General features: G+C 61.5%; 24 protein-coding genes. 19 read left to right on the top strand and 5 right to left on the bottom strand.

The features are described 5' to 3' along the window. Positions 1–441: 441 nt before the first annotated feature. The 9 genes from C3Y91_RS35895 (at position 442) to C3Y91_RS35855 (ending at position 7,072) form a co-directional block, all read left to right on the top strand. A complete protein-coding gene (locus C3Y91_RS35895; protein ID WP_075224495.1) occupies positions 442–1,179 on the top strand; it encodes a DUF930 domain-containing protein in 738 nt (245 codons plus the stop codon). A 36-nt stretch (positions 1,180–1,215) separates the two neighbouring features. Then, positions 1,216–2,322: a DUF930 domain-containing protein gene (locus C3Y91_RS35890; protein ID WP_075224494.1), complete on the top strand. Its 1,107-nt coding sequence runs from the start codon at positions 1,216–1,218 to the stop codon at positions 2,320–2,322. A gap of 106 nt (positions 2,323–2,428) precedes the next feature. Next, positions 2,429–2,590, top strand: a complete 162-nt coding sequence (locus C3Y91_RS35885) for a hypothetical protein (RefSeq protein WP_018074046.1) — start codon at positions 2,429–2,431, stop codon at positions 2,588–2,590. 106 nt (positions 2,591–2,696) lie between these two features. Further along, the gene (locus C3Y91_RS35880; protein WP_024319578.1) at positions 2,697–3,494 is read left to right on the top strand and encodes an APH(3') family aminoglycoside O-phosphotransferase; all 798 of its coding nucleotides are present in this window, start codon (positions 2,697–2,699) and stop codon (positions 3,492–3,494) included. A gap of 182 nt (positions 3,495–3,676) precedes the next feature. Beyond that, a complete protein-coding gene (locus tag C3Y91_RS35875; protein WP_168576379.1) occupies positions 3,677–4,483 on the top strand; it encodes a helix-turn-helix transcriptional regulator in 807 nt (268 codons plus the stop codon). Between the two features lie 83 nt (positions 4,484–4,566). Further along, positions 4,567–5,463, top strand: coding sequence for a DMT family transporter (locus C3Y91_RS35870; protein WP_168576378.1), 897 nt, complete (start codon positions 4,567–4,569; stop codon positions 5,461–5,463). A 3-nt stretch (positions 5,464–5,466) separates the two neighbouring features. Continuing rightward, positions 5,467–6,159: a B3/B4 domain-containing protein gene (locus tag C3Y91_RS35865; protein WP_168576377.1), complete on the top strand. Its 693-nt coding sequence runs from the start codon at positions 5,467–5,469 to the stop codon at positions 6,157–6,159. Between the two features lie 97 nt (positions 6,160–6,256). Next, on the top strand, positions 6,257–6,655 hold the full coding sequence (locus tag C3Y91_RS35860; protein WP_003541590.1) for a DUF427 domain-containing protein: 399 nt from the start codon (positions 6,257–6,259) through the stop codon (positions 6,653–6,655). A 174-nt stretch (positions 6,656–6,829) separates the two neighbouring features. Continuing rightward, positions 6,830–7,072, top strand: a complete 243-nt coding sequence (locus C3Y91_RS35855; protein WP_018242968.1) for a DUF6894 family protein — start codon at positions 6,830–6,832, stop codon at positions 7,070–7,072. Positions 7,073–7,231: 159 nt separating this feature from the next. On the opposite strand, the gene C3Y91_RS35850 is transcribed toward C3Y91_RS35855, so the two are convergent. Next, the gene (locus tag C3Y91_RS35850) at positions 7,232–7,477 is read right to left on the bottom strand and encodes a DUF6894 family protein (protein ID WP_024319582.1); all 246 of its coding nucleotides are present in this window, start codon (positions 7,475–7,477) and stop codon (positions 7,232–7,234) included. A 132-nt stretch (positions 7,478–7,609) separates the two neighbouring features. Here C3Y91_RS35850 and C3Y91_RS35845 point away from each other — a divergent pair, with 132 nt between their 5' ends. Together C3Y91_RS35845 and C3Y91_RS35840 are read left to right on the top strand one after the other, a co-directional pair. Continuing rightward, complete coding sequence (locus C3Y91_RS35845; RefSeq protein WP_024319583.1) at positions 7,610–8,329, top strand: Crp/Fnr family transcriptional regulator; 720 nt, start codon at positions 7,610–7,612, stop codon at positions 8,327–8,329. Between the two features lie 78 nt (positions 8,330–8,407). Further along, complete coding sequence (locus tag C3Y91_RS35840; protein ID WP_024319584.1) at positions 8,408–9,343, top strand: LysR family transcriptional regulator; 936 nt, start codon at positions 8,408–8,410, stop codon at positions 9,341–9,343. 140 nt (positions 9,344–9,483) lie between these two features. Here C3Y91_RS35840 and C3Y91_RS35835 read toward each other — a convergent pair whose 3' ends face one another. Together C3Y91_RS35835 and C3Y91_RS35830 are read right to left on the bottom strand one after the other, a co-directional pair. Next, complete coding sequence (locus C3Y91_RS35835) at positions 9,484–10,410, bottom strand: NADP-dependent oxidoreductase (protein WP_018074055.1); 927 nt, start codon at positions 10,408–10,410, stop codon at positions 9,484–9,486. Next, positions 10,410–10,877: an ester cyclase gene (locus C3Y91_RS35830; RefSeq protein WP_018074056.1), complete on the bottom strand. Its 468-nt coding sequence runs from the start codon at positions 10,875–10,877 to the stop codon at positions 10,410–10,412. Before C3Y91_RS35830 ends, C3Y91_RS35835 begins: the two co-directional genes overlap by 1 nt. A gap of 237 nt (positions 10,878–11,114) precedes the next feature. On the opposite strand from C3Y91_RS35830, the gene C3Y91_RS35825 reads away from it, so the two are divergent. The 7 genes from C3Y91_RS35825 to C3Y91_RS35795 all read left to right on the top strand — a co-directional run bounded on the left by C3Y91_RS35825 (position 11,115) and on the right by C3Y91_RS35795 (position 16,079). Beyond that, positions 11,115–12,335, top strand: coding sequence for an MFS transporter (locus C3Y91_RS35825; protein WP_130655939.1), 1,221 nt, complete (start codon positions 11,115–11,117; stop codon positions 12,333–12,335). 96 nt (positions 12,336–12,431) lie between these two features. Continuing rightward, the gene (locus C3Y91_RS35820) at positions 12,432–13,028 is read left to right on the top strand and encodes a DUF922 domain-containing Zn-dependent protease (RefSeq protein WP_130655938.1); all 597 of its coding nucleotides are present in this window, start codon (positions 12,432–12,434) and stop codon (positions 13,026–13,028) included. Between the two features lie 108 nt (positions 13,029–13,136). Beyond that, on the top strand, positions 13,137–13,490 hold the full coding sequence (locus C3Y91_RS35815) for a DUF1428 domain-containing protein (RefSeq protein ID WP_130664884.1): 354 nt from the start codon (positions 13,137–13,139) through the stop codon (positions 13,488–13,490). 175 nt (positions 13,491–13,665) lie between these two features. Continuing rightward, a complete protein-coding gene (locus tag C3Y91_RS35810; protein WP_168576376.1) occupies positions 13,666–14,415 on the top strand; it encodes a carbonic anhydrase in 750 nt (249 codons plus the stop codon). A 183-nt stretch (positions 14,416–14,598) separates the two neighbouring features. Next, entirely contained in the window at positions 14,599–15,021 is a 423-nt protein-coding gene (locus tag C3Y91_RS35805) for a secondary thiamine-phosphate synthase enzyme YjbQ (protein ID WP_018486007.1), read from the top strand. A gap of 209 nt (positions 15,022–15,230) precedes the next feature. Further along, positions 15,231–15,542 (top strand): SRPBCC family protein, encoded by a 312-nt coding sequence (locus tag C3Y91_RS35800; RefSeq protein WP_168576375.1) that lies wholly within the window; start codon positions 15,231–15,233, stop codon positions 15,540–15,542. 177 nt (positions 15,543–15,719) lie between these two features. Next, positions 15,720–16,079 (top strand): hypothetical protein, encoded by a 360-nt coding sequence (locus C3Y91_RS35795; protein ID WP_130655934.1) that lies wholly within the window; start codon positions 15,720–15,722, stop codon positions 16,077–16,079. Between the two features lie 503 nt (positions 16,080–16,582). Here C3Y91_RS35795 and C3Y91_RS35790 read toward each other — a convergent pair. Beyond that, positions 16,583–17,323 carry an SIMPL domain-containing protein gene (locus C3Y91_RS35790; protein ID WP_130686701.1) on the bottom strand — a complete coding sequence of 247 codons (741 nt, stop codon included), beginning with the start codon at positions 17,321–17,323 and terminating at the stop codon, positions 16,583–16,585. Positions 17,324–17,634: 311 nt separating this feature from the next. Between C3Y91_RS35790 and C3Y91_RS35785 the strand changes: the two genes are divergently transcribed. Then, positions 17,635–18,186 (top strand): hypothetical protein, encoded by a 552-nt coding sequence (locus tag C3Y91_RS35785; protein ID WP_024320729.1) that lies wholly within the window; start codon positions 17,635–17,637, stop codon positions 18,184–18,186. Between the two features lie 164 nt (positions 18,187–18,350). Here the strand turns inward: C3Y91_RS35785 and C3Y91_RS35780 are convergent, their stop codons facing one another. Then, a complete protein-coding gene (locus C3Y91_RS35780) occupies positions 18,351–18,497 on the bottom strand; it encodes a hypothetical protein (RefSeq protein WP_003561157.1) in 147 nt (48 codons plus the stop codon). Positions 18,498–18,554: the final 57 nt, after the last annotated feature.

The following is an 18,554-nucleotide window of genomic DNA, read 5'->3' as shown; positions in this document are numbered from 1 at the left end:
GCCTTTCCGGGTTAGATTGAAGCATTCTGTTGGCTCAAACGGAGTCGGATGGTCGGCCGGCCGGCGCGCGTCGTAGCCCAGCTCTACGGCCAAGCCGGCCGGTCGATCAGCCGGCCCGTTTCAGCCAACCCGAAGGGCCGGGCATCTTTCCGCCAGGATCAGAGGCGATCGGCTCGGACGTACCAAGGGGTATGCCCTTCGCCAATCGCCTCTGCCCTGACGAAAACCTGCTCCGGCAGAATGCTTCAATCTAACCCGGAAAGGCTCTAGGGCCGGCGATCGTCGATCTTAGACGTTGCGGAGCACTCGCTGCGCTGGCAGTGTTGCGGCGTGCTTCAATTTCTGCGGCAGGCTCCGGCCCGACTTTTCGGCAAGCTCATGATGAAAGCGCTCCTCAGTTTCATGATCGTCATCGATCGTCCGACAGCCGCTTCCTGACCGATGGAACTGGCGGCGGACAAATGGGATGACGGGATCCGGCGGGGCGCTACGGCGTCCTTCGCGCTGCATGCCATCGCGATCCTGCTCCTGCTGCTGCTATTGCCGAAGGCCGAGCCGCCGCTGCCATTGGCGGATGACGGCCTCTCGGTGGAGATCGTTCCTCAGGCCGCGGAATCGCTGAAAATGCCCGAGCCGACCAAGGCGCCTTCGCCGGAACAGGCCAAGCCTGAGGCCGCAGAGCCTGAAGCCGAGCCGGCTCCGCCGGTTGCAAATAATCCGCCTGCTGCGACAATGCCTTCTGTGGCACCGATCACTCCGCCGGCGCCAAAGCCGACGGGATTCGTCGAGGCAAGACAGCTGTTTTCCGACAAGGTCCTTGCCGATCCGCGCAGCCGCCGCGCCCGCGAGGCACTGCGTGGCCTTGCCGGCAGCGAGCGCAATCTGCAGCTTTGTGACCTTGAGGCGCTGGAACAGGTCCGCCGGGCGCAGCCGGCCATGGCGCCGGATGCGCTTGCGCCCTATGCGATGGCGGCGGAGAAGGTCAGCGGTAACAATGTCGAGGTGAAGGGCGGCGCCTTCCGCAGCAAACGGAAATGGTACAACATTCAGTTCAAGTGTGAGCTCGATGCCGGCTCCGGCAAGGTCCTGTCTTTCGCCTTTATCGTCGGCGATGCCATTCCGCAAGGTGAATGGCAGGAGCACAATCTGGTGGCTGAGGATGGAGCCGCCGACCAATAACTCTCGTCGCTGCTGCGATCACGCGGTTTTTTTCTTTTGTGGCTTGATGCTGCCGGCTTTAGAGGCCACATCGCTGCTGTGACAGAAGAAGACGTGGAACCGGCGGAAACGCAGCACGAAACGGGAAAGCAGCGGCCTGAAATCCGCTGGGGCGTCGTTGCGTCCGTTGTTGTGCATATTCCTATCATTGCTCTTCTCATTTTCGGGCTGCCGAAGATCGAGCCGAAGCCTGTTGAAGACGAGAGCGTAAAGGTGGAGCTCGTTCCGCCGCCGGAGGAGAAGAAACCGGAGCCCAAGGAAAAGCCACCTGAGCCGAAGCCGCCGGAAGAGGCCAAGAAGGAGCCGCCTCCGCCGCCACCACCGCCGCCTCCGCCACCACCGCCACCTCCGCCGGCCATCAAGACTCCCGAGCAAGCCAAGCCGAGGCCTATGCCGACTCTGAGCCCTGTCATCGAGTTTGGCGACAGGAATAGCGGCCCCGAAAAGTCGTTGGCGGGAAATTCTCCTCAGGGCGAAACCAAACCCGCAACAACTCCGCCGCAGCACGATGCCGAACCGGCGCAGAAGCCGACAAAGACTGCTGCAGAAAAACCAAAAACTGAGGAGCCTCCGTCAAAACCGGTGCCGGACGACGTGAAGCTTCCTGAGGTCGCGACGACTGACGTTTCCCCAGAGCGAAATGGGCCACCGACAGACGTCTCTGGCGAAGCTAATACAAGCATCGAGGAGGCCAAGCCGCCGGAGCAGCAGACGGCTGAGAAACCGAAAGTGATAGCTAAGGACGATCTGCCCAAGGCAAAAACTCTGTTTTCACGGACGGAAGATGGCAGTTTGTTTGCGCAAACTGCGGTCAGTGGTCTTCCGCGCAAAGAACGAGTGGCCACGCTTTGCGCCACCGAGCTTCAGGGCCAACTCGTTCACGGTTCGCCGCGTTATCTCCCGTCCGCATTGCCTAGTTTTGGATTGCGAACCGGTACCGTGCTTGATGTGAGAGATGCCGCCTTTGCCACAGTCAAGGGCTGGTACCAGGTTCGTTTCCGTTGCGAGGTGGATGAGGACGCCACGAAAGTCGTGTCGTTTGCCCACGAAGTTGGTGGATTGATCCCCCGCAGTCAGTATGCGAAATATGAAATTCGTGACTAGTCCTAGCGATCCTGGATTGCGTCTCACCGGCAACAGCCACGCGCAAGCAACCCTACCTAGCTTCTTCCCATGGCCGTGATGATCCGGTGAAGAAGAGGACAATGATATGTCGAATGAGATCGAGCGTTTCTTTGAGCGACAGGACGAAGCCGTGAGCGCGGTGTTCCTGGAAAACAAAGGCGATGAGCTGACCGATATTCTGGTGGCTGCTCTGGAAGAGGCTTTCGAAATCCTTCTCGAAGCCGCGCCCGCCGAAACCGTTCATTGAGGTCGCACAGGGCTCGCTCAGTCTGCCAATGTGTGCTGACCGATCGTGCCGCTTGCGGTGCCCCGCCTTGTCGGGATAATGCGCCAGCATCAATGGCCCAGTTATCATGTCGATTTTCCAAGAGGATCAACCACCGTCAGCGGGCGCGCTTGATGCCCGTCTGGCCGGTTACCGGTTCGAACGCGATGCGCTCGGCCGTTCCGCCGCGAGCGTCTTCCGGCTGGAAGCTCTCGGATTGCCGACGCTTTATCTGAAGGTCGAAGAGGCTGGTCCCTTCGGCGAACTCGCTGACGAAGCAGCCAGGCTTCATTGGCTCAAGGCTTCCGGTCTGCCATGTCCCGATATCATCGCAGAGGACAGCGACGGTGTGCACAACCGGTTGCTGATCAGCGCGTTGTCCGGGAGTGACCTCGCCAGCGCATCGGCGCTGACGCCGCTTGCGCGGGTCGAACTACTGGCTGTGGCACTCCTCGATTTGCATCGCCTGCCGATCGCATCCTGCCCCTTCGATCACCGGCTGGAGATGCGTATTGCGGCGGCGAAAGCACGGATGCAGGCCGGCATCATTGACGAAACCGATTTCGATGAGACGCGGCTTGGAAAGAGTGCCGAGGCGCTTTTTGCCGATCTCGAAAGCGGGAGGCCGGACCGCGAGGATCTCGTCGTTACCCATGGTGATGCCTGCCTGCCGAATTTCATCGCTTTGGAAGACGGGTTCTCCGGCTATATCGACTGCAGCCGTCTCGGCGTCGCCGACCGCTATCAGGATATCGCGCTCGCCTGCCGCAGCATCGCCTATAATTTCGGCGAGGCGCTGGCGCAGCCCTTCCTTGATCGCTACGGCATGCCGGCCACGGATCCGGCGAGACTCGATTATTATCAGCTGCTCGACGAGTTCTTCTAAAGCGCGTCGCGATCTTTCAGATTCGCCCTCGCGCTTTAGGTCTTTATTTTTACGCATGTCGTTGTCGCAAAACCGCTGCACACTTTTGCGCGACCTGCTTTAGGCATGCATCCTAGCCGCCACGATTGCGTCATCTCACGGCGGCTGGCAGAGTGGCCGGCGATCGGACCTGCGGGCAGATAATGGCGAAAAACCAGTTCAGGATGTTGCGCTCGGCGCTGGCTGGCGTCGAAGCGGTGGAAGCGGAAACGCATCACAGCTTTGCGCGCCATACGCATGAGCAATTCGGCATCGGCCTGATTTCCGCCGGTGCGCAGTCGTCGCTCAGCGGCCGCGGCATGGTGGAGGCTGAGGCCGGCGACATCATCACCGTCAATCCGAACGAGGTGCATGACGGTGCGCCGATCGGCGAGGGCCGATCGTGGCGCATCCTCTATTTCGATCCGAGCATCGTCAGTGGTCTGTCGCAAGAGATCAGCGAAGATGAGGCTGGGCGATCGGAAATCCCGCATCCGGTCATCCGTAATGCGGCGATCGCCGCCCGTTTCGAGACGCTGTTTCGTACGGTGACCGGCGGCGGCGCGGCGGATGGGCTGCTTTGCGAGGAACTGCTTCTGCAGCTCATCGCCGATGTCATGCGCGAGCGCTGCGGTACCGAAGAGCGGCCGCTGGTGCCGGCGTCGATCCGCGTGGCCCGAAACCTGATTGACGACGACCCGCTTGCGGCCGTCTCGCTCGCCGATCTCTCCAGGGAAAGCGGGCTCAGCCGCTTCCAGGTGCTGCGCGGTTTTGCCAAGGCGACGGGCTTGACGCCGCATGCCTATCTCGTCCAGGCCCGCATCCATATCGCCCGACGGCTGATTGCTCAGGGCATGCCGCTTGCGGAAGCGGCCTTTGCCAGCGGCTTTGCCGACCAGAGCCACATGACGCGGGTCTTCGTGCGCAAATACGGTCTGTCGCCTCGCCTTTATGCCGGCGCCTTTCTCTGAGCGCCGGTTTTGCGCCTGCAATTTCGTTCAAGACCCTGATCCATCCCTGCTGTTTTCTCGGCGCATCCAACAGGAGACGCTGAATGTCGAGGCAGGTTCAAGGGTATGTCTATCTGGCGGTGGCGATGCTGACTGTGGGAAGCACTGTGATCGCAAGCAAGCTGATCGCGTCGGGTCTGCCGCCGTTCAGCGCCACCGCATTGCGCTTCGCCATCGCCTTTCCGGTCTTACTCCTGTTGATGCGGGCGACTGGCGCGCGGCTGCCGAGGTTTTCCCGGCATGACCGGCTCATCCTCATCATCCAGGCCGGGGCCGGCAGCGTTGGTTATACGACGCTGCTGATCTCCGGCCTCAACCTGACCTCGGCCGCCGATGCCGGCGTCATCATCGGCACGCTGCCGGTGGTTTCGGCCGCAATCTCCATCCTGCTGCTTCGCGAACGGCCGCAGCGTGCCCTGCTTCTGGCCGTGGCGCTTGCGACGGCGGGCGTGCTTTCGATCGCGTTCACGCCGGATGCGGCAGGCGGATCATTGGCCGGCAATGCGTTGATCTTCTGCGCCGTCGTCTGCGAGGGGTTGTTCATCCTGCTCAACAAAAGACTGAACACCGTGATTGCGCCGCTTGCGCAGTCGACGCTGATGGCCGGCATCGGTTTCATCGTCGCCGCTATCCCGGCTATTTTCGAAGCGCCTTTCGCACATGGTATTTCCGCAAGCGCTGTAGGCGCGGTCGTCTATTATGCGCTGGTGCCGACCGTCGGCGGATTTCTGTTGTGGTATGCGGGGGCAGAAAGGGTGAGCGGCACCGAAGCGGCGCTCTTCACCGCGGTTGCGCCAGTTTCCGCCGTCATGCTTGCCTTCATCATCCTTGGCGAGCCGGTCGGACTCCACCAGCTCGCCGGCATCGCCTGCGTGCTTGCGGCCGTGCTCGGTCTCGCCTGTGCCGGAAGCCGTACAGTGAAACCTGCCAGCGGGAGATAGATCATGCAGTTCAGCCATTCCGATGCCATATGGCAGGCCTTTCCGGAGCTTCGCGCCGGCGCGCTGCATGCGGGAGGGATCCATGCGGATGCCGATGTCGAGGCGGCCATCGCAGACTTCAACGCGATCGCCGAGGCCCGGCTGACGCAAGCGCAGGAAGGCGAATTCCCCGAAATCCAGGCCTGGCGACGCGGCTTTTCCCGCATGGGGCTGAAGCCGACGCAATATCGCTGCGCTTCCGAGGCGCTGCTGCGCCGCTTCCGCCAGGAACATGCGCTGCCGCGCCTGCATCCACTCATCGATCTCTGCAATGCGATTTCACTCGCCTTCGCCATTCCGGTCGCCGTCTTCGACACTGAAAAGATCGTTGGCGACCTCGAGGTCCGGCGGGCTGGGGGTGACGAGACCTATCTGACCTTTGGCGGCGAAATCGAACATCCCGAGCCGAACGAAGTGATCTTCGCAGATGCCGGGGAGAACGCGCATGCGCGGCGCTGGACGAACCGGCAGAGCGGGCTTTCGGCGGTGCGGGGGACCACGCGCTCGGTGCTGATCGTTGCCGAGGCCCTGCACGCTTCCGCCGGCGACGACATCGCCAGGCTGGTCGAAACGGTTGCGGATGCGCTTGCACGTCACTGGCCGGCGACGCCGAAAACGGCGATGCTAAGTCCGGTATCGCCGCGTTTCGAATTCTAAGGGCGCAGCGTTTCAGGGAAAGCTGCGTTCGGGGCCTTGGGCCGGCCGCATGCCCGCCCTATCTCTATGCGATCGATAGCTTCTGGAGACGAACCCGATGTCAGATAAGTCGTTCAAGATTCCGGGGCCGGATCATCCGATCACCGTCGAGCACAATCCCTCCCGCGTCGTCGTCACGCTCGGCGGCAAGACGATTGCCGATACCCGCGATGCGCTGACGCTGTGCGAGGCCTCCTATCCGCCGGTGCAATATATTCCGCGCAGGGATGTGGACATGTCGCTGCTTCAACGCACCGACCACAGCAGCCATTGCCCCTATAAGGGCGACGCTTCCTATTACAGCATCATTCCGGGCGGCGAGCGCTCGAAGAATGCCGTCTGGACCTACGAGGCGCCGAATGCCGCGGTCAGCAGCATCAAGGATCATCTCGCCTTCTATCCCGACCGCGTCGACGGTATCGAGGAGATGGCCTCTCCGGAAGCCGGCGCCTTCTGACGGTACGCATGACACGGAAACCCGTTCCGGCGGAACATGTTGTCCGCCGGACCGTTAGGATCACCTGGAGCATTTCTGTTTCTCCGAATCACGGAAATGCTCTGGCTTTTTTTTGTGCAATTCCGGATGCAAAACCGCTGCGCACTTTGCCGGAATTGCTGCAGGGGATGTGTCGTGCCAAAATTCTATTTTCAGCTCTTCGATCGTGATGGCGCCGGGACGACCGAGACGGCCTATGATTTTGAATCCATCGAAGCTGCGAAAGCGGAGGCACGGCGCGTGTTGGCGGAGATGGCCACCGAAGGCTTGCCGGCGGCACCTCTGAATATGATGTCGGTGGAACTCTTCGATGAAAGCCGGCGACCGCTCGCAGAAATCCGGCTGATTCTCGAAGAAATTGCAAAACAGCCACGATAGGCACGCCGACCTGTGAATGCCTGTCGATCAAGCCAAAGCAATCAAAAAACTATGTCAAATTTAATTGCCGGCTATGAAGGCGGGTCTTAGCGTCGCGCCAATCGACCGAGTCGGATTGATGCGTAGGAGTGACCGGCGGCAGCCCTTAAACCGCAGCCGCTATCGTAAGACGTCGAGCCATTCATTGTGGAAGATGAGGCTGGCAACCGTGACCGGATCGCCGCTTTCGTCGCGAACGGTGATGGCGATCGTCATGCGATCGCCCGCCGGCAATTCGTCGCGGGCCACATCCAGCAGGATGCGGGTCAGCTCTTTCGGAATGTCTTCACGAGATTTGAGCTCGGTGCCGTGCTCGTCGCGCGTGGGACCTTCCCCGTTGTGTAGATCGAAATAGTAGCGAGCCATGTTCTTTCCTGCGCGTCACAGGAGAAATCACAGATGAAGACAATTGTTCCAGAGGCTAAGCATTGATTCTTATAGAAAATACAGGTCGCATCGAAATGGTCAGGAACTCTTGCGATATCGGCGGGCAAACCCGTGATTGAATCCCTGCTGCTGAATCTTGGCAGCCGCGATGTTTTGTCGGCCGAAGAGGAAAACCGTCTCAGAGCGATCATCGTCAAAGACAGGTATTTTGCTGCCGGGGAGGATCTCGTCTCCGAAGGGAGCAGGCCGGGTTACAGCACGCTGCTGCTCGATGGTTTTGCGGCGCGCTACAAGGTGATGGCCGATGGCAGTCGCCAGATCACCGCACTGCATGTCGCCGGCGATTTCGTCGATCTGCATGCTTTCCCGATCAAGAAGATGGATCACGGCATCGTTGCGCTGTCATCCTGCCATGTTGCCTTCGCCGATCACGCCGACCTCAGGGCGATCACCGAACGCATGCCGCACCTCACGCGGCTGCTCTGGCTCGACACGCTGGTCGATGGCGCCATCCACCGCGAGTGGATCGTCGCCATGGGCCGGCGCTCCAAGCGCGCTCATATTGCCCATCTCGTCTGCGAACTCTTCGTGCGGCTGCAGGTGGTGAAGCGGACGCGCGGCGCAAGCTTCCAGTTTCCGTTGACGCAGATCGAGATGGCCGACGTGCTCGGCGTTTCCGTCGTCCACCTGAACAAGACGCTGCAGGCGCTGAGGCGCGAGGGCGTGTTCACCTGGGAGAACCGGACGATCACCATCGTCGATTGGGAACGCCTGCAGGAAATCGCCGAATTCGATCCCGGCTATCTCAGTATTTCCAGGGAACCGCGCTAAACGTCGACGGTTCTTGCATATGAAGAGGGCTTTCAACATGATCCCGGTCGATAGTCATTTACTGGGATCATCCACACCATGAATAATCTTCAAGCGGTCGATCTCAACCTCCTCGTCGCCTTCGACGCGATCATGGCGGAGCGCAGCGTCACCCGGGCCGGCGCCCGCATCGGCCGCACCCAGCCGGCGATGAGTGCAGCACTTGCCAGGTTACGGCAGCTTTTTCAGGATGAGCTCTTCGTGCGCAGTCCGAGCGGATTGGAGCCGACACCGCGTGCGCTCGATCTGGCCGAGCCGATCGGAAAATCTCTGCGGCATGCGCAAGAGGCGCTGGCTTTCAGTGGCGTCTTCGACCCGCGGTCGTCATCGGCTTCGTTCCGGCTCGGTCTTTCTGAGCATCCAGCCTTCGTGCTTCTGCCGAAGCTGCTGGCGGCGATCAGGCAGGCCGCGCCGAATATCAGTATCGACGTCAAGGGTTTCGTTGCCCGCGAAAGAGCGGTGGAAATGCTCGATGCCGGCGAGGTGGATGCGGCGGTCGGCGTGCCGGTTTCATCCTCGCCACGCATCCTTTCCCGGCTGCTTTTCGAGGAGAGCTTCGTTTCGATCGTCCGCGCCGATCATCCGGCGGCGGCAAGGGGCCTTGATCTCGAAACCTTCGTTGGTCTCGACCACCTGCTCGTATCACCGGAAGGCGATCGTTATGGCCATGTCGACCGGAAGCTTTCGGAATTCGGTCTGCGCCGCAGGCTCGGCCTGACACTGCCGCAAATGTATGCGGCGCCGGCGATCGTCGCCGAGACCGATCTCGTCGCCACGCTGATGCGCGGCATCGTCGAGGTCTCGGACAGCCGTGCCCGGCTGTCGATCCACAAGCCGCCGATCGAACTGTTGCCGGTCTCCTTTGCGCTGTCATGGCATCGCCGCAACGATTCCCATGTCGGCCAGCAGTGGTTCCGCGAACTGATCCGCTCCGTCGCGGCCGCGAAACAGGATCAGTCCGAGGAATTGCGCTGATCCCGCCTTTGGGATCAGCCGGCTCGTTTAGAGCATGATGCCGAAAAGTGTGAGCGGTTTTCGGACGACATCATGCTCTAACTCTTTAATTTAGAACAGGATTCAGATTTTAGGCCGAACGGACCTAAAATCATCCTGTTCTAGGGTCTGACCAGCGTCTTGCCGCGAGCGCCGCCCTTCGACAGCGACCGCAAAGCCTCGACCGTGCTTGCAAGGGCGAACTCCTGGCCGATGACGCTGTGGAGACGACCATCGGCGGCAAGTGCTGCCACTGCGGCCAGGCGGCCGGCATCGCTCTCATGAAAGAGAAACTGCGCATCGATGCCGCGCGCCTTCGGCCCTTCGGTGTCGAACGGTGCCGAAAGGCCGATGAGTTTTCCGCCGGGGCGGATGATGCCGAGCGAGCGCTCCAGCGTTTCGCCGCCGACCGTGTCGATCACCAGGTCGACGGCCCCAGCGAAGGCAGTAAAATCCTGGTTGCGATAGTCGATCACCTCGTCAGCGCCAAGCGAGCGGACGAGGTCGAGATTGGCCGCAGAGGCTGTCGCCGTCACAGACGCGCCGGCACGCTTTGCGAGCTGAATGGCGAAGCTGCCGACGCCACCGGCGCCGGCATGGATGAGCACCGATTGACCGGGCTGGACCGCTGCGGCCTCGAACAGCGCCTGCCAGGCGCTGGCTGCAGCGGTCGGCAGGCCGGCGAGGCTTGCGAGCGGCAGATCGGCCGAAACCGGAACGACCAATCGAGCAGGCACCGCCGCCAGTTCGGCAAAGGCGCCGCCGCCCGCCGGATCGGTGCGCGCGATCACCCTGTCACCCGGCCTGACGGTGGCGACAAGCGGGCCGGTTGCAACCACCGTTCCGGCGAGATCGGTCCCCAGCGTATAGGGGAAGGCGAGAGGGAAGAAGTCCCTGAGATATCCGGCAAGCAGTTTGTTATCCATTGGATTGAGGGCGGCTGCCTCGACGCGGATGAGCACCTCGTCAAGGCCGGGTACCGGCTCGGGCACATCTTCGATCCGGATATCGTCGATCGCGCCATAGGCATGGATGCGGGCGGCCTTCATCACGCGCTCTCCGGATGAAGGGACGTCGTCTTCGGCGGCCAGGCGCCGAGCTGGTGCAGCATGCCGAACCAGTCCTCGAGATGCCAGGTGTGGGAGATCCTGTCGCCTTCGAAGCGGTGGAATTCATGGAGCGCGATCTCGATTCGGCGGTTCGTCGCCGGAATGCCGAAAAGCGCGCCGCGCTGGGTGCCGATGATACGGGCACGGACGCCGGCGCGGTCGTTGAAGCCGATCACTTCGTCGACCACGATCTCCACATCCGGCAGGGATTCGATAAAGCCGAGGATGATCGGTTTCAGTCCGGCTGGCCCCGGACCCTGGCCCGGTGCCAGCGGAATATCCTGCCAGTCTGATGTGACGGCTTCGTCGAGAAGATCGGGATTTTTGCGCGTGAAGGCGCCGTAGAAGGTTTCAAGCGTTGCATGCTGACCTGCAGTCAGTGCGCTTGCTGTTGTATCGAAGGTCATCGAGAGCCTCTTTGTTTATGACAAGAGGAGGTTAGGGCATGCGGCCGTCATATCGGAAATCGATATAATATATGAACGATCATTGATAATTGATATGCCGACGGGCTGAGACCAATACAAACCGGCGGCTGCTGGGCATTGCGATTGACAAATCGTCCATTCGGGCAGAACAACGCTCCGACCTTCCTAAACTCCTTATAAAGGCTGGCGCGACCGCAGCCGGCCGGTGACATCGCAATGGACATATCCCAAGGACCGGGGAGCGTTCTTCGCCACCCCGGCTATCTGAACTTCGCTGCCTCCCGCGTTTTTTCCTCGCTCTCCTTCCAGTCCATTGGCATCGCCATGGGATGGATGATCTACGACCAGACGCACAGCGCCTTTGCGCTCGGCCTCGTCGGCTTCTGCCAGTTCCTGCCGATGGCGGTGCTGACCTTCGTCGTCGGCCATGTCGCCGACCGGTTCGACCGGCGGCGCATCGGGCTTGTCTGCCAGTTGGTCGAGGCGGTGACGGCGCTGGTGCTGGCGATCGCCACCTGGCAACAATGGCTGACGCCGGCCGGCATCCTCGCCGCCGTCACGGTGCTCGGCGCCGTCGTCGCCTTCGAGCGCCCGACCATGGCGGCGCTGCTGCCGAACATCGTGCCGGTCTCGATGCTGCAGAAGGCGGTCGCAACCTCGACCTCGATGATGCAGACGGCGCTGATCATCGGCCCCTCGCTCGGCGGCCTGCTTTATGGCCTCCACCCCGTCGCGCCCTTTGCTATAGCAGCGCTGCTTTTTGCCGTTGCGAGTTTCAACGTCATCTCGATCCGGATGCAATGGAGCCCTGCCAAGCGTGAGCCGGTGACATTAGCCTCGGTCTTTGCCGGCGTCTCCTTCATCCGCAGCCGGCCGGTGATGCTCGGCACGATCTCGCTCGATCTCTTCGCGGTGCTGCTCGGCGGCGCCACCGCGCTGCTGCCGATGTTTGCCCGCGATATCCTGCATGCCGGTCCGTGGGGGCTCGGCCTGCTGCGCGCGGCGCCGGCGATCGGCGCGCTCGCCATGTCGATCGTGCTTGCCCGCCGGCCGCTCGAGAGCAATGTCGGGCGCAAGATGCTTGCCGCCGTCGCCGTGTTCGGCGTCGCCACCATCGTGTTCTCGCTTTCGACCAATATCGCGCTTTCCGTCGTGGCACTGTTTGTCGTCGGCGCATCCGATACGGTGAGCGTCGTCGTGCGCAGCTCGCTGGTGCAACTGCTGACACCGGACGAAATGCGCGGCCGCGTCAGTGCTGTCAACTCGCTGTTCATCGGTACCTCTAACCAGCTCGGGGAATTCGAATCCGGCATGATGGCGGCAGCCCTCGGACCGGTCGCTACAGGCGTTGTCGGCGGGCTTGGTACGATCGTCGTCGTGCTCCTGTGGATGCGGCTCTTCCCCGATCTCACCAAGGTCAAGACGCTGCAGGGTTAGCCAGGTCGTTCTTCGACGTGCGGCTCATTCAGCCTTGTTGAATGCCGCGCTCGGCCCCATTAGGTTCGGCGCGAACATCATAGGGCAGGGGTTGGCGTGACGAGGCATTTTCTATCTGTTGTGCTGGCGGCGGTTTTCACGTCGGTGCCGGCCATGGCGCTGGCTGAGTGGCAGGCGGTCGAAGAGGTGCGGCCTTATTCGATATCAGGCAAAACGGGCGCTGAGCTCTATGAATCGATCGGCGCGCGAGGGCCCGAAGCCGGTGCGGGCAGGGCGATCGCGCATACGACTTTCAAGCTGACCTGGACCAGGAAATACGAACCGCAGGGAAATGCTTGCGTCATCGTGACCAACCGGCCGAAGCTCATCATCACCTATACGCTGCCGAAACCATCTGGTGAGCTGCCGGCGGCCGCCAAGAGCAGTTGGGAGGCCTTCATATCAGGCGTGCAAGCCCATGAGCGGGTGCACGGCGAGACCATCAAGGAGATGGTCAAGGAAATCGAGGCGACGAGCATCGGCCTCACCGTTGCCGACGATCCTGATTGCAAGAAGATCAGGATCGAGCTGACCCGCCGGCTCGGCGAGATCTCCCAAAGACAGCGCCAGCGCGGCCGCGACTTCGACAAGATCGAAATGGGTGATGGCGGCAATATCCAGCAGCTCATCCTCAAGCTGGTGAATGGTCCCTGATCGCCAGGAGGCTGATAAGGGCGCGCGGTAGCCGCTCGGCAGCGGACTGGACCCGTTTGGCAAGTCTCCTATCTCCTCCACGATAACGACACGCAGAGGAGGAGCGAGATGTCCTATGTCGATGGTTTCATCGTCGCGGTGCCGAAGGGGAATATCGAGGCCTACAAGGAATTCTCGACCTTCGCCGGCTCGATCTGGAAGGAATATGGCGCGCTCGAATATGTCGAATGCATCGGCGATGACGTGCCCTACGGCGAGTTGACCTCCTTTCCCCGCGCCGTGCAGGCGAAGGAGGACGAGGTGGTGGTGTTTTCCTGGATCGTCTACGGCTCGCGCCAGGAGCGTGACGATATCAATGCCAAGGTGATGGACGATCCGAGGCTCAAGGGCGACCAATGGCAGATGCCATTCGACGGCAAGCGGATGATCTATGGCGGCTTCGAGATGCTGCTCAAGCTTTGAAGCTTGACTTCCAAACTCTGCCGCCGCTCAGGAATGACGATGCGCATGCAAGACTTCAGGCGAGCCGTGCGAATGGCAGGATGCTTGGCCTCCCATGTTCCCTTCTGCCTTGCGCGAGCGCATAATCGCTCCGCGGGGCTCGGCAGGCCGCCGGCTGCCACCGTGGGGGACGGACATGCAGCGACGTGATTTCATCAAGGGAGTGATCGTGCTTGGCGCCTGCCCGGCTTGTGCCGGCGCTGGCTTTGCCGCCGAAGGTGCGCATTGGAGCTACGAGGGCCAGTCAGGCCCGGACCACTGGGGCGCGATGGCGCCGGAGAATACCGCCTGTTCAGCCGGCTCGCAGCAATCGCCGCTCGATCTGACCGGTGCTGTCAAGGCGGAGCTTCCGCCGATTGCGATCGACTGGAAGGCCGGTGGCAAGATCGTCAACAACGGCCACACGATGCAGGTCAACATGCCTGGTGGCAGCCGGCTTTCGCGCGCCGGCAACAGCTACGAGCTGCTGCAGTATCATTTCCATGCGCCGAGCGAACATCATGTCGACGGCAGGAGCTTCCCAATGGAGGCGCATTTCGTCCACAGGCACAAGGAGACCGGCACGCTTGGGGTGCTTGGTGTATTCGTGACGCCGGGTGCCGCCAATCCCGGCTTCTCGCGGCTGGCGGCCGCCTTTCCGAAAACGGCAGGCGGCGAAGCCGCGGTCGATGTCGACCCAAACGGCCTGCTGCCGAAAGAGCTCACCTATTGGTCCTATGAGGGGTCGCTGACGACACCGCCTTGCAGCGAGATTGTCGATTGGATGGTGCTCAGGCAGCCGATGGAGGTCGACGAAAGGGATATAGGAGCCTTCACGACGCTCTATCCGATGAATGCCCGGCCCGTGCTTGCCGCTAACCGGCGCTTCATCCTCTCTTCTTTCTGAAGCGATCATCGACTTCCCACGCAAGCTTGACTTGCACACGCAAGCTTGACTTGCGCACGCAAGCTTGACTTGCACACGCAAGCTTGACTTGCGCACGCAAGCTTGACTTGCACGCGCAAGCTTGACTTGCGGCAAGCAGCGCGCCAACTCGCGAGACATGTCATCTCGAAGCGGGAGAGCGCCTTGCCCCAGACGATCCTCACTTTGTCCACACGCGGACAGGGCCTTTACGAATTCACCGGTGAGGCGGAGGCCTTCGTCAGCGCGTCGGGGCGGGAGGAGGGGCTTCTCACGGTCTTCGTGCGCCACACATCCTGCTCGCTGCTGATCCAGGAAAATGCCGATCCTGACGTGCGCACCGATCTTCTCACCTTCTTCCGCCGCCTCGTGCCGCCGGCCTCCGATCCCGACATGAGCTGGGTCGTTCACAGGGCCGAGGGGCCTGATGATATGCCGGCCCATATCAAGGCGGCGCTGACGCAGGTCTCGATCGGCATTCCCGTTGCCGACGGGCGCTTAACGCTCGGCACCTGGCAGGGGCTCTATCTCTATGAGCATCGCGACCGGCCGCACCGGCGCGAAATCGTGCTGCATCTCAGCTCATGAAAGAGTTAATCCCAGATCCGGATGATCATCCGGATCTAAATCGAAGAAGGAGGGCATGATGTCGTCCGAAAACCGCTTACACTTTTCGGCATCATGCTCTTGTGAATGCAAACTGAATGTCTGGTTCGAGCGCCGTTCAGTTTGCGGCGGTTACTGTCGAGACAATCCCTAAAGGGAGAGCTTGGAATACCAATCGACGGAGACACTCCATGACGCATTTCCTGACCAAGGCTTCGCTTGCCGCATTGCTCGCCCTCTGCTCCATTCCGGCCACCGTTTCCACGGCGGCAGCCGCAGGGCCGCAGACGGGCCTCGTCGTCGAGGCGCAATATTACCACCGCCCACCGGTGCGTGGCAGCTCGCCGGTGCACGCGGTGCGCAAGGCGCGTTATTTCGGCCTGCGGAATGCCCATATCACCCGCATGTCGCCGCGGGTCATTGTCGTGGCAGGACGCGACCGTCGCGGCTGGGACAGGATGACCTTTGCGAATGTCCGCGGTTGCCCGCTGATCCGCCGCTGAGGACTGCGGCCGGAGGCGCCGATGCGGCGCTTCCGGTCCGTTTTTGCCTTGACGCTGACACTTTCCGCCGTCTCTTCTCTGACCTGTATGAGTGATTCCCAAATGACGCCTCGGCGTAATGCGGACTAATGGGGAGGGCGGCTTGACCGGCCCGACTTTCAAACGAAAGGTTTTTCGATGATGCAGTTTCTGGCAAAGGCGGGTCTTGCCGCCATGCTGACAGCCGGTACCCTGGCCGGCACGGTGGCCCCCGCTGCCGCCCAGTTGAATATCATTATTGGTGAGCCGGACCGTGGTCCGCCGCAGGATTACCGCCGTCCGCCTCCGGGTTATGACCGTCCGCCTCCGGGCTACGGCCGCCCGTCGCGCGGCTGCAATCCGCAGCTCGCCGAAAATCTCGCTCGGGATTACGGCTTCCGCCGTGCGCGGGTCGTCGACATCACGCCACGCCGCGTGATCGTCCAGGGCTGGACGCGTCGCGGCCCCGATGAGATGAGCTTCGCCAATGTCCGCGGTTGCCCCGCCCTGCGCCGTTAATCGTTAGAAGAAAACGCCGCCCCGTCTCCCCGATGCGGCGGCACTGCATAATTTCCTAAATCGGAATCGATTTAGGGATAAAATTATGCAGCAATTCAAAGTGTTACAGTGTCCTTTGCGCGTCTGAAAAGACGCGCGGCGCTGTAAAAACCGCCTTTGCCAGTCTCCCCGGATCGGCAAGGGCGGTTTTCTTTTTGCGCTCAGTCTGACTGCGCTCTTTCCTCCGGCATTCATCGTGGGTCTTGTGCCACGGCTGTCCGGTTGGCGCCAATGGCTGCCCCTCACCCTAACCCTCTCCCCGTAAAAACGGGGCGAGGGGACGTGCCCTGCGAGGGGCTGGTGGTGAACGGGGAGGGTGCGGCATGGTCCCTTCGCCCCGTTTACGGGGAGAAGGTGGCGGCAGCCGGATGAGGGGCCGGCATCGGCGTTCTCTCGGGCCGAGGCGCAGAAGATGACATTGAACCGAGCGCCGTGCGCCTGAAAAGATGCGCGGCGCTTTCATTTTACTGTTCGATGGCGAAGGTCACGGTGACGCTGACATTGTAATTGTTCTCGCCGCTCTGGACGGGAACGGCAGCGTCGGAGGCCTCCTTCATCATCGTGGCGCGATAGACCGGCTGCGGCATCGCGCGCGGCACATTCTCGTTGATCTCGAGAATGCGGCCGAGCTTGACGCCGGCGGCTTCACTCAGCGTCTTCGCCTTCTTGACGGCACTGGCGACAGCATTCTTGCGTGCCTCGTCGATCACGGCGTCCGGCTTGTCGTTGGTGAACTGGATATCGCCACCCTGGTTGATCCCGAGGCTGACGGACTGGTCGATCACCTCGCCGAGCTTGGCGAGATCGCGCAGCCTGACGGTGATCGAATTGATGGTCTGGTAGCCGATCAGCTGCGGCTGCTGCTGCTGGCCGTCGACCGGCTGCGGATAGTTGTATTGCGGCTGGATGGAAAAGCCCGAGGTCTGCAGATCGCGCTCGGCGATGCCGCCGCTCTTCAGTGCGGCAAGCACGTCGTTCATCGCCTTGTTGTTCTCATCGAGCGCTTCGCGGGCGGTTTTCGCCTGTTTGACGACGGCGAAATTGACGACGGCCATATCGGGAGCGATGGACGATTCGCCATCGCCGGTCACCGAAATCACCGGCTCACGCGGCTTCATCTCCTGCGCGAAGGCGGGCGCTGCGGCGGCGAGCGGCAGCGCCAGAAGGGCGGTCATCAGGACAGTTCTGGTATAGTTCGGCGCCATGTTTTCATTCCTTGGTTGTCGATTCCCTGAACAGCTTTCTGTCGGTTGATTGTGAAGCTATTGCGGCGGAAAAGACAGGCGGATGCGTAGCGGGAGAAAAATGTGGGGTAACGAGGAGAGGGGCTCACACGGCGGCACTGATCATCATCACAATGCCCGGATCAGAAACGCCGGACACCGGCAAATAATGCTCCTCTCCGCACACCGACCTAGCGACTCGACCGCTTCCCAAATCCCGCAAACCTGATAGCAAATACGGCGGGTTAAGGAACAAGCGGCGGCCGCGCTATGTGGCCGACAAGGGGGGCAGCATGCGCTTCATGGCAATTCTTTCGATCAGCCTCGCCATCGGTCTGGCGGGGTGCTCTCAAGTGGCGGAAAAGGCGGAGAACGCCGCCAACCGCTCTTACACCAGCTATGCGCTGGGCAAGCCCTATACAGAGGTCGCCAATCTTGGCCAGTCGCCAATGGCGCGGCTTTCCGGCTCCGAAGCGACCTTCGGGCCGATGATCGGCGCAACGCCCTTGAAGAACGGCATGACGATCTACCGGCATATGGCGCCCGGCGCTCAGACCGAGACCGGCACGAATTTCGCGGGTCTGGTCGGCAGCTCCACCGTTTCGCAGAACAACCGGCTTTCCTATTTCCTGGTGGGCGCCGATGGGATCGTCAAGGATTGGGCCACGGGCTCCGTGCAGGGCAGCGCCAGCGACTGCGTGCAGTATATCGGCGGCATCATCAACCGCTGCAACGATATGCGGCAGCTCCAGGCTTCGCTCGCGCTCTACGACATGAGGGTGGCGACCAAGGCCGGCCAACCCATTTCCAGCTGGGGCGAACCAGCCGCACCCGCAGTCAACTGAGGATGCGCGCCAGCCGGGATGAGGTCACTACCTTACCCGGCGGCGAGCGGATGCCTTGGATGGCCAAAGCATGTCGTGCAAATGTGTGGAGCGGTTTTGCGATAAAGAGATGCGCAAAACCAAAGCTAAAGCGGGGCAGGGAATCTAAAAGATCGCTACGCGCTTCAGGCGCCGAAATCGTCCATGAAGGATGGATGGATGGCGGGCTTGCGCTCTTCGCGTGCGTCGCGAATGCGCTGGGGAACCGCACCGAGACCAGCGACGAAGCGGGTCAGGAGATTGCGGTTGAAAAGTTTATGTATGGCACTCATGGCAGTTCACTCATTCTTTTTTTTGTTAGCCGGCAGCATATATTTTGCCCAGGCTGC

The organism is Rhizobium ruizarguesonis, from assembly GCF_012349115.1.
Classification (GTDB): domain Bacteria; phylum Pseudomonadota; class Alphaproteobacteria; order Rhizobiales; family Rhizobiaceae; genus Rhizobium; species Rhizobium ruizarguesonis.
The sequence above is the reverse complement of the archived record's forward strand: the minus strand, read 5'-3'. Positions and strand labels throughout refer to the sequence as shown.

What these genes read in the sequence shown, in the direction of transcription:
- C3Y91_RS35895 (WP_075224495.1), top strand. Translation starts at nt 442, where the DNA reads ATGGAACTGGCGGCGGACAAATGGGATGACGGGATCCGGCGGGGCGCT.
- C3Y91_RS35885 (WP_018074046.1), top strand. Translation starts at nt 2,429, where the DNA reads ATGTCGAATGAGATCGAGCGTTTCTTTGAGCGACAGGACGAAGCCGTG.
- C3Y91_RS35880 (WP_024319578.1), top strand. Translation starts at nt 2,697, where the DNA reads ATGTCGATTTTCCAAGAGGATCAACCACCGTCAGCGGGCGCGCTTGAT.
- C3Y91_RS35875 (WP_168576379.1), top strand. Translation starts at nt 3,677, where the DNA reads ATGGCGAAAAACCAGTTCAGGATGTTGCGCTCGGCGCTGGCTGGCGTC.
- C3Y91_RS35870 (WP_168576378.1), top strand. Translation starts at nt 4,567, where the DNA reads ATGTCGAGGCAGGTTCAAGGGTATGTCTATCTGGCGGTGGCGATGCTG.
- C3Y91_RS35865 (WP_168576377.1), top strand. Translation starts at nt 5,467, where the DNA reads ATGCAGTTCAGCCATTCCGATGCCATATGGCAGGCCTTTCCGGAGCTT.
- C3Y91_RS35860 (WP_003541590.1), top strand. Translation starts at nt 6,257, where the DNA reads ATGTCAGATAAGTCGTTCAAGATTCCGGGGCCGGATCATCCGATCACC.
- C3Y91_RS35850 (WP_024319582.1), bottom strand. Translation starts at nt 7,477, where the DNA reads ATGGCTCGCTACTATTTCGATCTACACAACGGGGAAGGTCCCACGCGC.
- C3Y91_RS35840 (WP_024319584.1), top strand. Translation starts at nt 8,408, where the DNA reads ATGAATAATCTTCAAGCGGTCGATCTCAACCTCCTCGTCGCCTTCGAC.
- C3Y91_RS35835 (WP_018074055.1), bottom strand. Translation starts at nt 10,410, where the DNA reads ATGAAGGCCGCCCGCATCCATGCCTATGGCGCGATCGACGATATCCGG.
- C3Y91_RS35830 (WP_018074056.1), bottom strand. Translation starts at nt 10,877, where the DNA reads ATGACCTTCGATACAACAGCAAGCGCACTGACTGCAGGTCAGCATGCA.
- C3Y91_RS35825 (WP_130655939.1), top strand. Translation starts at nt 11,115, where the DNA reads ATGGACATATCCCAAGGACCGGGGAGCGTTCTTCGCCACCCCGGCTAT.
- C3Y91_RS35815 (WP_130664884.1), top strand. Translation starts at nt 13,137, where the DNA reads ATGTCCTATGTCGATGGTTTCATCGTCGCGGTGCCGAAGGGGAATATC.
- C3Y91_RS35810 (WP_168576376.1), top strand. Translation starts at nt 13,666, where the DNA reads ATGCAGCGACGTGATTTCATCAAGGGAGTGATCGTGCTTGGCGCCTGC.
- C3Y91_RS35800 (WP_168576375.1), top strand. Translation starts at nt 15,231, where the DNA reads ATGACGCATTTCCTGACCAAGGCTTCGCTTGCCGCATTGCTCGCCCTC.
- C3Y91_RS35795 (WP_130655934.1), top strand. Translation starts at nt 15,720, where the DNA reads ATGATGCAGTTTCTGGCAAAGGCGGGTCTTGCCGCCATGCTGACAGCC.
- C3Y91_RS35790 (WP_130686701.1), bottom strand. Translation starts at nt 17,323, where the DNA reads ATGGCGCCGAACTATACCAGAACTGTCCTGATGACCGCCCTTCTGGCG.
- C3Y91_RS35785 (WP_024320729.1), top strand. Translation starts at nt 17,635, where the DNA reads ATGCGCTTCATGGCAATTCTTTCGATCAGCCTCGCCATCGGTCTGGCG.
- C3Y91_RS35780 (WP_003561157.1), bottom strand. Translation starts at nt 18,497, where the DNA reads ATGAGTGCCATACATAAACTTTTCAACCGCAATCTCCTGACCCGCTTC.